Below are 13,034 nucleotides of genomic sequence, written 5' to 3' on the forward strand. Positions count from 1 at the left end.
GTGGGACACCAGGAGGATAGCCAATGGCGCGGCAAACTTTGGATTGGCGAGCAGCGGATGGGAGAAAAGACAGGATCGCAAAGACCTGCATCCTTGCGATCCGGGAATTGATTACATGAAGTTGCGCAGGCCCCACTGCATGGCGCAGCGGGGCCCGCTTCGGTGGGTTACTCGACCTTCTGGACCTGCGGCGGAGTCCAGGTGCCATCCAGGATGGAGAGGCCGCTTTCCTTCGGCCAGTACATCCGCATCATCGGGATGAACTCACCCTTGGGCGCAGGCAGCCAGTTGGCTTCCTTGTCCTTGCCGGGAGACTCGTGCTGGAAGTACAGGGTCAGCGAGCCGTCGGCGTTGTAGTGCAGGTCGTTGCGGGCGCTGACGGTGAACTTGTTCAGCGGGTTCGGCACGAACCACCAGCCCTTGTCGATCTGGTACATGGTGATCGACCAGAAGCCGTTCGCCGGAGGCGTCTGGTCCTTGGCGAAGGTCAGGGTGTACTTGTTCTTGCCCTCGAGTTTCTGGCCGCTGCTGTCGATCAGGGTGTAAGGATAAACCGCGTCCTTCTCCAGGTTCGCCGGCCAGCCGAAGGCTGCAACCACGGCGCGCTTCATGTAGTCGGTACCGTACACGCCAAGACCCGAGGTGAAGGTCCAGCCTTTGACCTCACGACCCAGCGTGGATTGGCTGGCCCCGATTTCCTTCAGCGCCACCTGCGGCAGATCAGCCAGCTTGGCCTGCAGGGCCGGATCCAGGCTGGAGAGCTTGAACGGCTTGCAAGGCTCGATGCCGAGCTTGGCCATGCGCGCCAGTATGGGTGCATCCCCGGCGGCCGGCGGCGCGTCCTTGCACATCAGGTCGGCGAGCTTGTTGAAGTAGCCCTCGGTACCCATGGCCAGGATCACTTCCTGCGGCTTGTCCGTCATGCTGAAGCCCGGGTTCGGGTCCACGGCGGGCGCCTTGGGCGTATAGGGCTTGCCCCAGGCCGAAAGCGGGGTGATCTTGAGCTGCGCCTGCAGCGCATTGACCGCCTTGTAGTCCTTGTCGGTGCCGTCGGCGTAGGTGCGCCCCAGGATCAGCATCTTGCGAGTGGCCGATTTCACCTGGGTCATGCCCTCGGGTACCTTGCCCTCCCAGCCCGGCCCGGTCAGCAGGTATTTCGCCGCGGCGCCACCGGTAGTGCGCGCGCCGGGGGAATCGAAGATGTCCATCCACAGGTTGTACATGGGCAGCAGGTAATAGCGCTTGCCCATGTCCGGGTGGCTGAATACCTGCGGCTCGCTCAGGTCCACCCAGGCGAGTGAATAGAGGGTATCGGCGTTCGGCGCGGACACACCGCGATAATCCGCCGGCGGATAGCGCCTCACATTGGCGAACTGCCCCATGGGCGCGTGGGTGTTGCTCACCTTGTCCACGTTGGACATCTGCACGCGCGTGACCTCGGTGGTGATCAGCGAATAGCCGTAGACGTACGCGTCCTTGGCAATCTGCAGTAGTTCATCCTGATCAGCTGCCGACGAGTAGCCGACGTGGCTAAGGCTGATTGCGGAAGCCAGTACGGCTGTTGGCATTACTCTCATATGCATTCTCCTTGGCTATGAGATAGACCTGTATGCGCCGTGGCCCGCCGCCCGATGGATAGCGATGCCATCCATGGAGCAAAGGGCCATCGCAGGCAGGATAGTTGCTCCTGCGGCATTTGCTTGCCGGGAACAGCATCTGGTCCCCACCTGCGCAAACGGCGGACATCTGGAAAACAGTCCCGAGCTTCTTGGCTACGGAATAACCGCTGTTGAAAACACTTTGGCCGGACTCTACTGCAGCCGGCGAAAAGGCATCTTGCAATTTCGGACACCCCGCCAGGCCCCGTGGTGTAACATCCCGGCCAATTCGAATAAGAACCGACAGAGGCAACGCGTGTGGTCCGCAACTGCCAACCTCCTGCTGCCCCGCATGCAATCGGCGTCACCCCTGGCGACGCGTTCCTGACCGCTGCTGCCCTCAAGCAGCCGGGCCAAGACATCCCGGGCTCCCCCTTGATCGCCTGCAATCCCAACCAAGTACGCACCGGCCCTGTGAAGGTTCTGCCGCAGGTCATCAGCGCACTCGGCGGCGACCCGCAACGCGTATTCCGGGCCGCGGACATCGACCTGGACAACTTTGTCACCGACCGGGAACAGTGCCTGGACTACGCCCAGACGTCCCACCTCCTCTCCACCGCCATGCGCCATACGCAATGCCCGCACCTGGGCATGCTGGTAGGCCGGCGCGTCTACCTCGACGACCTGGGGCCGGTCGGCGCGCTCATGCGCTCCGCCGAGACGGTGGGCGATGCCCTGCGCGACCTGGTCACCCACGCGCAACTGCATGACCGGGGCTCGGCGCTGATGCTCCTGCCCCTGACTGAGCAGTTCAGCCTGTTCGGCTATGTGATTCACCGCCACGACATCGCAGACCCCAAGCCACTCATCGATACAGCCGTGATGATCGGCCTGCAGATCATGCGCGAGCTGCACAGCCCAACCTGGACACCCGTGCGGATACAACTGGCCTATCGCACGCCATCCGACGCCGCGGCCTATCTGCGCGCCTTCCGCTGCCCGGTGCAATTCAATGCAAACGTGTCGGGATTCATCATCGCCAACCCGCAACTAAGCCAGAAGCTCACAACCGCGAATCCGCAGTTGCACCGCTCGCTGCACGGAGCCTTTTTGGCCTCCGCCGCCGGCCTGACACTGGCCGAGCAGATCAGCCATCAGCTTCACCCCCTGTTACTGGCGGGCGAGGCCCGAGCCGATCAGATCGCCAGCCGGGTCGGCTTGCACATCCGGACACTGCATCGCCGCCTGGAGGCCGAAGGTACCCATCTCCAACAACTGGTCACCGCCTCCCGGCAGAGCCTGGCCTTCCAACTCCTCGGCAATACCAACCTGCCGGTTTCGCTGATTGCCCAGTCGCTGCAATACCAGGACCCGAATGCCTTCTCCCGCGCGTTCAGGACCTGGACGGGATCGTCTCCACAGCAGTGGAGAAACGCGTCACAAGGCGTTGCCTGAGCCGAGGGGTGCAGCCCGGTCCATCAGGAGCGATCCTGATCGAGCCGGGCCAGTGGCGGAGAGAGACGTGAAAGCGAGCACCTGGCCGGAACGGCCAGGTGCCCTGCGGACTTACTGCTGGCTCTGCAGCGCCCGGATCGACTTGGCCAGGTCCGATGCCCAGCCATCCAGGACAGCCTTGGCATCCTTCGCCGTCATCACCTGGGAGGAGTTTTCCAGCTCGGTGCCGGCGCCCTTGCGCACGACCTCGGCCACCACCTTGCCGCTGCCGCCATCGATGAAGGCCGCTTCGGTGGCGATGGTGGTGTCCATGTCACGATGCCCAGTAGCCGTGGTGATGCCCGCGACGATCAGGGCGATCGGGATCACTTCGTAGGGTTTCAGGCCTTCGGTCGAGGCGGTGACAGCGGTGATCGCCGGGCGCACGACCAGGGTGCCCGGGCCGGGGGTCGTTGCCAGCGGCAGTACATTGGAAAGCTCGCGCTTGAGGGCCTGGTCGTAGTACTGGGTAACCCCCTGGAGCGTACTCTGGGGAACCTGCTCCGTGGCCTGGGGCTGCGGGTAGAGCTGGCTGGGTTCGAGGTAGACGCTGGTGAAACTATTGCCATTCAGGCCGGGTTGAACCCAGCGCATCACGGCCGCGCCAGAGGGAGACTTCTCCTCCTTCAGAACGCTGTAGTCCTTGAGGAAACCGGAATACTGCTCCGGCTCGACATACTTGCTTGCGCAACCAGACAACACGAGCGAGCCGGCGCACAGGGAGGCCAGCAAAAATTTCGACTTCATCGTCCACTTCCTATTGGTTGATATACAGAACAAACGGGGCTGGTTCGGGAAAAGGCTATTTGAGCAACTCGATTTCGCTCGGACGCCACTGCTTGGTGAAGAACGGCTCGAGCGGACTGTACAGACGCAAGATGACAAACCAGCCCTTGCCCGGGATGGTCTGGATCCAGTTGCCACGCGCCACGCCCTTGGGCTGCTCCGGCGCGAAGTAGACCGTGGTGGAACCATCGGCGCCGGCTTCGGCGGCGGGCGACGGATAGCTCTGGCTGCCGGCACGCGGGAAGCGCACAGGACAAACCCACCGCGCCAGCGACGCGCACGCCCTGGGTGGGCATGGCTTTGTCTTTCGGGCAGGCTTGCATCGATAAAGTCCCTTTGAGTGGCATGTTCCTGAACCCTGTACACCGCGGCGATCTGGTTTTTCGGGCCGCGCCGATATCCCCCTTGTCTGATTGTTCTCACAAGGGACGCGAATGGTTCACACATTAGGCGATAGAGAACTGCCATACCACTCTGCCCGGAAACAATAAAATGTGACGCACATCTCATTGACAGGGAAAACAGGACCGGGGCGTTGGCTGAGGACGGCAGCCGACGGCGCAGCGACTGCACCTTGGGGCCATTCCGCCCGAGCCCTCGCCATCCAGGACGCACAGCGTCCGGCAATGGCTCATTCGGCGTGGCTGAAGCCTGAACGCCGGCTGCATGGAAGTTGAGAGATCGACGCGCACGGCTCGACCGAAAGCGCAATCAGGTCCGTCCACCCCAAATCACGCTTCGTCCTGCATGGCGCCGTCTAGACTTGCCCAACGCTCTCCCTTCAATATCCGCCCGCCCTGCAACGCCCTGTTGCGGGTATCAGTTCACCCCCTCAGGAAACCGGTATGCCGCAAGCGAAAGACACGACAGAATCCGACGCCGACCTGTCCCAGATGATCATTGGCCTCGGCCCCTGCACCTATCTGTTGCTGCTTCTGATCGGCATGATCCTGGTGTTCCCCTTCCTGGAGGAAGGGCTGTTCCCCCGCATGCTGCTCGGCATCCTGTTTTCGAGTGTGCTGCTGGTAGGAGCTTTCGCGGCCCCGCAGTCCCGGCGCTCGCTCATCTTCAAGGTGGGCCTGGCGCTGCTGGGGATCGGCCTGCAGTGGACGGCGCTGTGGACCTCGAACCTGATATTGCTCGACCTTGCCGGCATGACCTATGCGCTATCACTGCTGGTCTCGATCTCCGGCGTGCTTCGCTACGTGCTCAAGCGCGGGCAGATTACCGCCGACAAACTTCACGGCGCGCTGGCCGGCTACATCATGCTGGCCTTCGCCTGGTCCTTCCTCTACGCCCAGCTCGAGATGACCGTTCCCGGCGCGTTCGGCCCCACCCGCCTGGACTTCACGCAGACCGGCACCTTCTTCAAGCTGATCTACTTCAGCTTCACCACCCTCACCACCACCGGCTACGGCGATATCGTGCCCCTGACCAATCACGCCCGTTCGCTGGTGATGATCGAAGAGTTCACCGGCGTCTTCTACGTGGGCGTCCTGATCGCACGGCTGGCCGGACTCTATCCGTCACCGTCGCCCCGCTGACGGCTGGCCTCGCTCGACCCGGGACAAACTTCCGTCGTATTGCCCCAGAGTCATCGGAGTTCGAAAATAGCGCGGACCGAAAGAGAGGTGACCCGCCATGATCCTGCGCGGTATGGCACAGATGCACATCGACGATCTGCCCGCCAGATTCCAGACCCTGCTGCGAGAGCTTCCGGACCTGGAGCCGTCAGGTTTCGTCTGGGTGGTCTTCTACCAGGGCCGCATGTTTGGCGCCTATCCCAATGCCGATCTCGCGTTGCGCAAGGTGACCGAAATCGAGCATTGCATCAGCGAAGACGAAGTGCCCACGGCGCAAAGCTGACGCCCTCCCCTTATCCAGCCAGGCGCCTCCCTAGATGCTCCCTCATGCTCCCAAGCCTCGCAGCGCCAAGAGATCGCGGATCCACCTGTTGCGCGGGCGCGTCGGGCTGGGGCTCGTCGCCGGGTTGTCCGTGCTGGCGGGCATGACCGATGCGATCGGATTCCTGGCCACCGGCGACTTCGTGTCCTTCATGAGCGGCAACACCACCCGGCTCGCCGTCGCCGTGAACGACCACGACCTGACCACGCTCGGGCGGCTGTCGCTCGCGGTGCTGTGCTTCGTTGCCGGCAATGCCCTGGGTGTCGTCCTGGCCCGAGGATTCAAGCGGCGCGCCACGCCTTTGCTCATCATTGTCGCGGCGCTGCTTGGCTTCGCCGCCCTCTGGCCCGAAGCGCGGAACCTGCCGGCCTTCGTTGCGGCAATCCTGTCGATGGGGATGCTGAACGCGGTGGTGGAACAGGTGAATGGCATGCCCATCGGCCTGACCTACGTGACCGGTGCGCTGTCCCGCTTCGGCCGCGGCCTCGGGCGCTGGTTGCTGGGTGAACGCAACAATGGCTGGCGGGTCCAGCTCGTGCCCTGGAGCGGCATGCTGCTGGGCGGCGCGGCCGGGGCCTTCCTGGAGCATCACCTGGGGTTGGGCGCCATGGCCGTGAGCAGCGCATTGGCCTGCGCGCTGGCCGTGATCGTCTACTTCGTCCCGCGTTCCTGGCAGCTGGGCTACATGCCCCGCTAGACGAGCACCTGCCGGGTGGTGGCGATCAGCTCATGCACCTGGCGCTCGACCTGCTCGTCGATCGGGACTTCCGGCCCGCGGCCGCGCGGGCATGGCAGGCTCGGAGTGGTGCCGAACAGGCGGCAGATCAATGGACGCTCCTCGTACACTTGGCAGCCGTCGGGCCCCAGGTGCACGCAGTTCCAATGCGCCAGGGCGGCGTCATGCTCGGCGTCGCTCTTTACCGGGAGGCGCGACATTTCCTCGGACGACGCGGTCACCGGCCCGCAGCAATCGTGGCAGCCGGGCACGCAGGCGAAACCGGGGATCTGCCGGCGCAGATGGTCGATCTTGCGCTGGGTCGAACAGCTCACTGGCCGCCCCCACCCACTGCGTTGTCCGTCGTTCGCGGAGACCGGTACTGATCAGACATTGCGATGCCTCCGAATGGCTCTGCGGGTCAGAGATGGATTTCCACGTTCTTGATGCCCAGCTCGCGCAGCTGGTCGACCAGGCCATCCAGGTGCGCAAACGACTCGACCTGCTCGTCCTCGTCCACCAGGAAAAAGCTGCGCCCCGCGTCCTTCTTGAAGAACACGATCCACTCCCGGGTATTGGCCGGGTTGGCGATCACGTGGGTGTCAAAGGCTATGCCCGCGGCATTCCGGGCTTTCACATCGCTGCGCTTCACTCAAATCACCACGCTTGGTTCGTATCCATTCAAAACTCGTTCAGCACTGAATCGGCACAGACGGCCCATGCTGTCGGCGAGGGGGCACATGATAACACCCTGCCCCTACAGCGTTGCAGGCGCCCCGAAGGGGCTGCGTCTGCAGGAGCGGACTTATCCGCGATGCGACGTACAGCCCCTGCCAGATCATCGCGGACGGAGTCCGCTCCTACGAAAGCCTGCTCATCGCTCTGGCTCTAAAGATTTCCAGAGAAATCTCCGCGCACTCCGAGCGCCCCTTCAGGAGGCCGAGTGGAATCGGAGTTTCAGGGGTTGAGCGGCATGGATGCCGCGAGAGCGTCGTTGGGCCATGGATGGCCCGTCAAGGGGGACGCCTAGTTCGTGCCCCTGAAACTCCGATGGAGCGAGGGGAGTCCGGCGAAGCCGGACCCGGATGATGGGGCAAGACCTTTGCCTCCTTTGGGTGGGGCGGCCATCCGTCGTTTGCCAAAGGAGGTCGCCCGAGGGGGCGAAACAAAATCTCTCAGCACACGCCGGAGCGGCGCAGAAACACCCAACCCAAAAGCCCAAAAGCCCAAAAGCCCAAAAGCCCAAAAGCCCAAAAGCATCGCGGACAAAGTCCGCTCCTACGGGGAAGTCGGAGCCATGCCTGTCATGGAGATGCGCCCTACGATCCCGCACCGAACGGTCCCCACGCACCCTGGGAGAGGGCTAGGGTGAGGGGTTCTTGCAGGAGCGGACTCCGACCGCGATGCGCCGCCGGGAGCGAGATGGACGTATAATCCCGCCCCTTCGTTGAATACGAATTCCAAGGTAATCCGCCAAATGCAGTTCAGCCCGGGCTTGCGCAATCCCTCGCTTCTTTGCACCGCGCTGCTGTTCGGCGGCCTGGCGGGCTGGTACGTGGGGCGGCTGATCGGCCTGTACGGCGATGAGTGGTTCGCCGAGCCCGAAGACGGTTTCGAAGCCCTGGCTACCCTCTGCGGCATTCTCTGCGGCGCCCTGTTCGCCTATACCAACGTGAAAGGCGTGCTGCCGAGAATGGTGGGCTTCTTCGTGGGCGGCGGCTTCCTCCTGGCGATGGTCGGCTACGCCCAGTACTCCTCCGACATGCCGCCCTATGACCTTCAGCTCGCCACCTATCTGCAGGACTTCTTCCGGCAGACCCTGGGCCTGTGGCTTTCGCCGATCATCGGCGCCGCGCTGGTGTCCCTGTTCCGCGCGGTTCTTCACTAGCCAACCGGAATTTCACAGCACGCGGTGTAGGTTAGGCGCTCCCTTTCACCGGTAACGCACGATGTTCGCAAGACTCAAGCAGTGGGCCCGCTCGATCAAACGGCAAACCATGATCCTGTGGTTCTGCTGGAAGCACCCGGAAACGCCCCTGCCGGTCAAGCTGCTGTGCCTGCTGGTAGTTTCCTACGCGCTGAGCCCCATCGACCTGATACCGGACTTCATTCCGGTGCTGGGGCTGCTCGATGATCTGCTGATCCTGCCGGCGTCCATCTGGCTGATCATTCGCCTCGTACCCGCGCAGGTGTATGCCGCAAGCAAGCTCCAGGCGGATGAATTCGAGCGCGCCAGCTCGCAGCGCCCCCGCACCAAGGCGGCCGCCGTGGTGATCGTGGCGATCTGGCTGTTGCTGGCCGTGCTCTGCTACCGGTGGCTGTGGCGCTAGGTCAGACCTGACACTTCGGCTGCTGGGTGAAGGTCCGGCGCACGTCGACCGGGCCCACGTGTTCCAGGGTCTTACGACCGATCAGCACCGGGTAGATCATGTTCTTGCGGTCGCGCAGCGAGAATTCTTCGTCGAGCATCTGGTTGCCGAGGCAGATCTGCATCGACACCACCGGCCGGTGGTCCACGCCGCCAGCGCCGCGAACCTTCACCTTGCGCAGGACGGGACGGGCGAACTCCTGTACGGATTCATCCCCGGTGTCGCTGTTCTTCGCCACGACCTTGAAACGCACCCACTTCTTGCTGTCCTTGTCGAAGTATTCGATGTCCTTGGCGTCCATCGACGAGGTGAGCGCGCCGGTGTCCAGCTTGGCCTTGACCGGGACGCCCTCGGGATAGATTTTCGCCTCTTCGATCCAGCCGCGCACCGGCAGGTCTTCCGAGTGGGCCTTCATCGGAGTGGCAAGCGCCAGCAGGAGCATGGCGGCAGAGAGGGAATTGATCGGCACGGCAATGACTCGTCGGTTGACTGTATGCCTCATGATCAAGTCCGGGATGTCAAAGACGAGTCAAACGCAGGTCAAGAAAACGGATGACTCGTACGCAGTGCTTTACGCCGATCACCAGGCGGTGAAGCCGCCATCAATGGTCAGGGCCTGGCCGGTGACGAAGCGCGACGCCGGCGAACACAGCCACATGACCGCGCTGGCAATGTCGTCCGGCTCGCCGAGGCGACCCATGGGCGTGGCCATCTTGAGGCTCTCCATGGCGTCCTGGACGTCCGCGCGATTGGTGATCGCAGTGTTGGCAATGCCACCGGGGCAAACCGCGTTGACCCGGATGCCGGCGGTGGCGTAATCCAGCGCAACGGAGCGCGTCAGCCCAAGCACGCCCGACTTCGACGCGGAGTACGCGGAGAGGCCAGGGCCGCTGACCACGCCCATGATCGACGAGGTGTTGACGATGCTGCCGCCACCCTGCTTGAGCATTTGCGCGCATTCGTACTTCAGGCACAGCCACACGCCCTTAAGGTTGACCCCGATGGCGCGGTCCCACTCCTCTTCCGGCAACTCGGCCACCGGCCGGCCGCGCTGGGCGATACCGGCGTTGTTGAAAGCGCAGTCGATCCGACCGAACCTGCGCACCGCCTCGCTCACCATGTGCTCGACGTCGGCGCTGCGGGAAACGTCCGTGCGAACGAACACCACCTCGCCGCCTCCCGCCGCGGACACGGCATGGGCGGTTTCCTCGCCGCTGACGGTTTCGATATCGGCCAGCACCAGGTGCGCGCCCGCCTCGGCGAACCGCAGCGCGGTCTGCCGGCCGAGGCCGGTGGAAGCGCCCGTCACTATTACGACCTTGCCTGCGAAGTCTGTCATTCCGCTCTCCAGATGAAGTCCGTGGTGGTGTCGGCACGGCAGGCTCGGGTGTGCAGAAAGCCAGGGAGACAGGCTGCTCGATCAGGAAGGCGCTACGCGTGCGGCAGCCAACATAGGGGCTGGCCGAGGCACCCCACATCCCCCGATCAGACTACCCAAGGCCCCGCGGCCAGCAGGCGCCCAAATACGCCATGCCGAGAAAAACGCCCTGCGTACCCGGAATCTGCGGAAAGTGGATAGAACGAAGGCCCGGCTCTCCCCAACACTAGCCATGCGTCGACCCATATGCGGTCGATTTCCTTCCTGTGCGTTCCATCCAACCATTAGAGGCTTGCATGAGCACCCCCGCCGATCAGCTGAGTTCCTGGCTGAAGCAACACCAGATCACCGAAGTCGAGTGCGTCGTCAGTGACATGACCGGTATCGCCCGCGGCAAGATTTCCCCGACCAACAAGTTCCTCGGCGAGGGAGGCATGCGTCTCCCCGAGAGTGTGCTGTTGCAGACCGTCACCGGGGACTATGTCGACGACGATATCTACTACGACCTGCTGGACGAAGCGGACATCGATATGGTCTGCCGTCCCGATCCGGACGCGGTGTTCGTGGTGCCCTGGGCCATCGAGCCGACCGCGATGGTGTTCCATGACACTTACGACAAGTACGGCAACCCCGTGGAGCTGTCGCCGCGCAACGTGCTCAAGCGCGTACTGAAGCTGTACGCGGACAAGGGCTGGAACCCCATCGTCGCGCCGGAAATGGAGTTCTACCTGACCAAGCGCAGCAGCGACCCGGACTTCCCGCTGGAAGCCCCGGTAGGCCGTTCCGGCCGTCCGGAAAGCGGTCGCCAGAGCTTCTCCATCGACGCGGCCAACGAATTCGACCCGCTGTTCGAAGACGTCTACGACTGGTGCGAAGCCCAGGGTCTGGACCTGGACACCCTGATCCACGAAGACGGCCCGGCGCAGATGGAAATCAACTTCCGTCATGGCGACGCCCTGAGCCTCGCGGACCAGATCACCGTGTTCAAGCGCAGCATGCGCGAAGCCGCGCTCAAGCACGACGTGGCGGCGACCTTCATGGCCAAGCCGATCACCGACGAGCCGGGCAGCGCCATGCACATCCACCAGAGCGTGCTGGACATCAAGACGGGCAAGAACATCTTCGCCAACGTCGACGGCACCATGAGCGAGCTGTTCCTGCACTACATCGGCGGTCTGCAGAAGTACATCCCGAAAGTCCTGCCGATGTTCGCGCCGAACGTGAACTCCTTCCGCCGCTTCCTGCCGGACACCTCCGCGCCGGTGAACGTCGAGTGGGGCGTGGAGAACCGCACCGTCGGCCTGCGCGTACCCGCAGCCTCGCCGGAAGCCATGCGCGTGGAAAACCGCCTGCCGGGCGCCGACGCCAACCCTTACCTGGCACTGGCCGCCAGCCTGCTCTGCGGCTACCTGGGCATGGTCGAGCAGATCAATCCCAGCGCCCCGGTCGAAGGCCGCGCCTACGAGCGCCGCAACCTGCGCCTGCCGATCACCATCGAGGACGCGCTGGCGCACATGGAAGAGTGCCAGGTGCTGGAAGAGTACCTGGGTCGCAAGTTCGTCCAGGGCTACGTCGCGGTGAAGCGCGCCGAGCACGAGAACTTCAAGCGCGTGATCAGCTCCTGGGAACGTGAATTCCTGCTGCTGAGCGTCTGACGCTACCGATCCCGCCCAATCACAAGAATACGGATAGGAGTCGACATGAAACTGCTGAAGCCCCTTGCGGCCTTCGCATTGGCGGCAATGGCGAAAACCGCCATCGCCGCCCCCACGGTCAGTATCTACAACTGGACCGATTACATTGCCCCGGACACCCTCGCCGGCTTCCAGAAGACCACCGGAATCAAACCGGTCTACGACGTCTTCGATTCCAACGAGACCCTGGAAGGCAAGCTGCTGGCAGGCCGCTCCGGCTACGACGTGGTGGTGCCGTCCAACCACTTCCTGACGCGCCAGGTGCAGGCCGGGGTCTTCCTGGAACTGGACCGTGAAAAGCTGCCGAACTGGAAGCACCTGGACCCGACGCTGCTCAAGCTGCTGGAACAGAACGACCCGGGCAACAAGCACTCGGTGCCCTACCTGTGGGGCACCAACGGCATCGGCTACAACGTCGCCAAGGTCAAGGAAGTGCTGGGCGTCGACAAGATCGACTCCTGGTCGGTGCTGTTCGAGCCGGAGAACATCAAGAAGCTCAGCGCCTGCGGCGTGGCCTTCATGGACTCGCCCGACGAGATGATCCCCTCGGTGCTCAACTATCTGGGCCTGGACGCCAACAGCACCAACCCGGCGGACTATTCCAAGGCCGAGGCCAAGCTGGTGGCTGTGCGCCCGTACGTCACCTACTTCCACTCCTCGAAGTACATCTCGGACCTGGCCAACGGCAACATCTGCGTGGCCTTCGGCTATTCCGGCGACGTCTTCCAGGCGGCCGCGCGGGCCAAGGAAGCCAAGAACGGCATCGAGATCGCCTACACCATTCCCAAGGAAGGCGCGAACCTGTGGTTCGACCTGATGGCGATCCCGTCGGATGCGACCCATCCGGAGCAGGCCCTGGCGTTCATCAACTACATCCTCGATCCGAAGGTGATCGCCGGCATCAGCGAGTACGTCGGCTACCCCAGCGCCAACGGCGACGCCAAGACGCTGCTGCCCGAGGAGATGCAGAACAACCCCGAGGTCTACCCGAGCCAGGCCGTGCTCGACAAGCTGTACATCGCCAAGGCGCCGCCGCCCAAGATCATGCGCCTGATGACCCGCAGCTGGAGCAAGATCAAGTTCAACCAATGACTC

The 13,034-nt window shown here is 63.4% G+C and carries 15 protein-coding genes; 8 read left to right on the forward strand and 7 right to left on the reverse strand.

Going from position 1 to position 13,034, the window contains the following annotated elements; translation table 11 throughout:
• Positions 1-167 precede the first annotated feature (167 nt).
• Complete coding sequence (locus tag ACQ5BL_RS19305) at positions 168-1,568, reverse strand: DUF1254 domain-containing protein (protein ID WP_430293215.1); 1,401 nt, start codon at positions 1,566-1,568, stop codon at positions 168-170.
• Between the two features lie 348 nt (positions 1,569-1,916).
• On the opposite strand from ACQ5BL_RS19305, the gene ACQ5BL_RS19310 reads away from it, so the two are divergent.
• Positions 1,917-3,053, forward strand: coding sequence for an AraC family transcriptional regulator (locus ACQ5BL_RS19310; protein ID WP_243808387.1), 1,137 nt, complete (start codon positions 1,917-1,919; stop codon positions 3,051-3,053).
• A 111-nt stretch (positions 3,054-3,164) separates the two neighbouring features.
• Here ACQ5BL_RS19310 and ACQ5BL_RS19315 read toward each other — a convergent pair whose 3' ends face one another.
• On the reverse strand, positions 3,165-3,839 hold the full coding sequence (locus tag ACQ5BL_RS19315; protein WP_243808386.1) for a DUF3313 domain-containing protein: 675 nt from the start codon (positions 3,837-3,839) through the stop codon (positions 3,165-3,167).
• A gap of 55 nt (positions 3,840-3,894) precedes the next feature.
• Positions 3,895-4,128, reverse strand: a complete 234-nt coding sequence (locus ACQ5BL_RS19320) for a DUF1214 domain-containing protein (RefSeq protein ID WP_243808385.1) — start codon at positions 4,126-4,128, stop codon at positions 3,895-3,897.
• A 595-nt stretch (positions 4,129-4,723) separates the two neighbouring features.
• Between ACQ5BL_RS19320 and ACQ5BL_RS19325 the strand changes: the two genes are divergently transcribed.
• The 3 genes from ACQ5BL_RS19325 (at position 4,724) to ACQ5BL_RS19335 (ending at position 6,480) form a co-directional block, all read left to right on the forward strand.
• Positions 4,724-5,422, forward strand: a complete 699-nt coding sequence (locus tag ACQ5BL_RS19325; protein ID WP_243808384.1) for a potassium channel family protein — start codon at positions 4,724-4,726, stop codon at positions 5,420-5,422.
• Between the two features lie 97 nt (positions 5,423-5,519).
• Positions 5,520-5,744: a hypothetical protein gene (locus ACQ5BL_RS19330; RefSeq protein WP_207887330.1), complete on the forward strand. Its 225-nt coding sequence runs from the start codon at positions 5,520-5,522 to the stop codon at positions 5,742-5,744.
• 34 nt (positions 5,745-5,778) lie between these two features.
• A complete protein-coding gene (locus ACQ5BL_RS19335) occupies positions 5,779-6,480 on the forward strand; it encodes a YoaK family protein (protein ID WP_243808383.1) in 702 nt (233 codons plus the stop codon).
• On the opposite strand, the gene ACQ5BL_RS19340 is transcribed toward ACQ5BL_RS19335, so the two are convergent.
• Together ACQ5BL_RS19340 and ACQ5BL_RS19345 are read right to left on the reverse strand one after the other, a co-directional pair.
• Positions 6,477-6,833: a YkgJ family cysteine cluster protein gene (locus ACQ5BL_RS19340; RefSeq protein ID WP_243808382.1), complete on the reverse strand. Its 357-nt coding sequence runs from the start codon at positions 6,831-6,833 to the stop codon at positions 6,477-6,479. The two genes, ACQ5BL_RS19335 and ACQ5BL_RS19340, sit on opposite strands and share 4 nt — an antisense overlap.
• An 86-nt stretch (positions 6,834-6,919) precedes the next feature.
• Positions 6,920-7,150: a hypothetical protein gene (locus ACQ5BL_RS19345; RefSeq protein ID WP_243808381.1), complete on the reverse strand. Its 231-nt coding sequence runs from the start codon at positions 7,148-7,150 to the stop codon at positions 6,920-6,922.
• Between the two features lie 825 nt (positions 7,151-7,975).
• Between ACQ5BL_RS19345 and ACQ5BL_RS19350 the strand changes: the two genes are divergently transcribed.
• Complete coding sequence (locus tag ACQ5BL_RS19350) at positions 7,976-8,386, forward strand: hypothetical protein (protein ID WP_243808380.1); 411 nt, start codon at positions 7,976-7,978, stop codon at positions 8,384-8,386.
• A 61-nt stretch (positions 8,387-8,447) separates the two neighbouring features.
• Complete coding sequence (locus tag ACQ5BL_RS19355; protein WP_243808379.1) at positions 8,448-8,828, forward strand: YkvA family protein; 381 nt, start codon at positions 8,448-8,450, stop codon at positions 8,826-8,828.
• A 1-nt stretch (position 8,829) separates the two neighbouring features.
• On the opposite strand, the gene ACQ5BL_RS19360 is transcribed toward ACQ5BL_RS19355, so the two are convergent.
• Together ACQ5BL_RS19360 and ACQ5BL_RS19365 are read right to left on the reverse strand one after the other, a co-directional pair.
• Entirely contained in the window at positions 8,830-9,369 is a 540-nt protein-coding gene (locus tag ACQ5BL_RS19360) for an ATP-dependent zinc protease (RefSeq protein ID WP_279577356.1), read from the reverse strand.
• 78 nt (positions 9,370-9,447) lie between these two features.
• Entirely contained in the window at positions 9,448-10,206 is a 759-nt protein-coding gene (locus ACQ5BL_RS19365; protein ID WP_207887337.1) for a glucose 1-dehydrogenase, read from the reverse strand.
• 335 nt (positions 10,207-10,541) lie between these two features.
• On the opposite strand from ACQ5BL_RS19365, the gene ACQ5BL_RS19370 reads away from it, so the two are divergent.
• Positions 10,542-11,900, forward strand: coding sequence for a glutamine synthetase family protein (locus ACQ5BL_RS19370; protein WP_243808377.1), 1,359 nt, complete (start codon positions 10,542-10,544; stop codon positions 11,898-11,900).
• 45 nt (positions 11,901-11,945) lie between these two features.
• Positions 11,946-13,031, forward strand: a complete 1,086-nt coding sequence (locus ACQ5BL_RS19375) for a polyamine ABC transporter substrate-binding protein (RefSeq protein ID WP_207887339.1) — start codon at positions 11,946-11,948, stop codon at positions 13,029-13,031.
• The last annotated feature ends 3 nt before the right edge of the window (positions 13,032-13,034 follow it).

Source organism: Pseudomonas sp. B1-22 (assembly GCF_050474425.1).
Classification (GTDB): Bacteria; Pseudomonadota; Gammaproteobacteria; order Pseudomonadales; family Pseudomonadaceae; genus Pseudomonas.

Coding starts and splice junctions, on each gene's coding strand:
- ACQ5BL_RS19365 (WP_207887337.1), bottom strand. CDS start 10,206: ATGACAGACTTCGCAGGCAAGGTCGTAATAGTGACGGGCGCTTCCACC.
- ACQ5BL_RS19375 (WP_207887339.1), top strand. CDS start 11,946: ATGAAACTGCTGAAGCCCCTTGCGGCCTTCGCATTGGCGGCAATGGCG.
- ACQ5BL_RS19325 (WP_243808384.1), top strand. CDS start 4,724: ATGCCGCAAGCGAAAGACACGACAGAATCCGACGCCGACCTGTCCCAG.
- ACQ5BL_RS19315 (WP_243808386.1), bottom strand. CDS start 3,839: ATGAAGTCGAAATTTTTGCTGGCCTCCCTGTGCGCCGGCTCGCTCGTG.
- ACQ5BL_RS19355 (WP_243808379.1), top strand. CDS start 8,448: ATGTTCGCAAGACTCAAGCAGTGGGCCCGCTCGATCAAACGGCAAACC.
- ACQ5BL_RS19305 (WP_430293215.1), bottom strand. CDS start 1,568: ATGCCAACAGCCGTACTGGCTTCCGCAATCAGCCTTAGCCACGTCGGC.
- ACQ5BL_RS19335 (WP_243808383.1), top strand. CDS start 5,779: ATGCTCCCTCATGCTCCCAAGCCTCGCAGCGCCAAGAGATCGCGGATC.
- ACQ5BL_RS19370 (WP_243808377.1), top strand. CDS start 10,542: ATGAGCACCCCCGCCGATCAGCTGAGTTCCTGGCTGAAGCAACACCAG.
- ACQ5BL_RS19350 (WP_243808380.1), top strand. CDS start 7,976: ATGCAGTTCAGCCCGGGCTTGCGCAATCCCTCGCTTCTTTGCACCGCG.
- ACQ5BL_RS19330 (WP_207887330.1), top strand. CDS start 5,520: ATGATCCTGCGCGGTATGGCACAGATGCACATCGACGATCTGCCCGCC.
- ACQ5BL_RS19360 (WP_279577356.1), bottom strand. CDS start 9,369: ATGAGGCATACAGTCAACCGACGAGTCATTGCCGTGCCGATCAATTCC.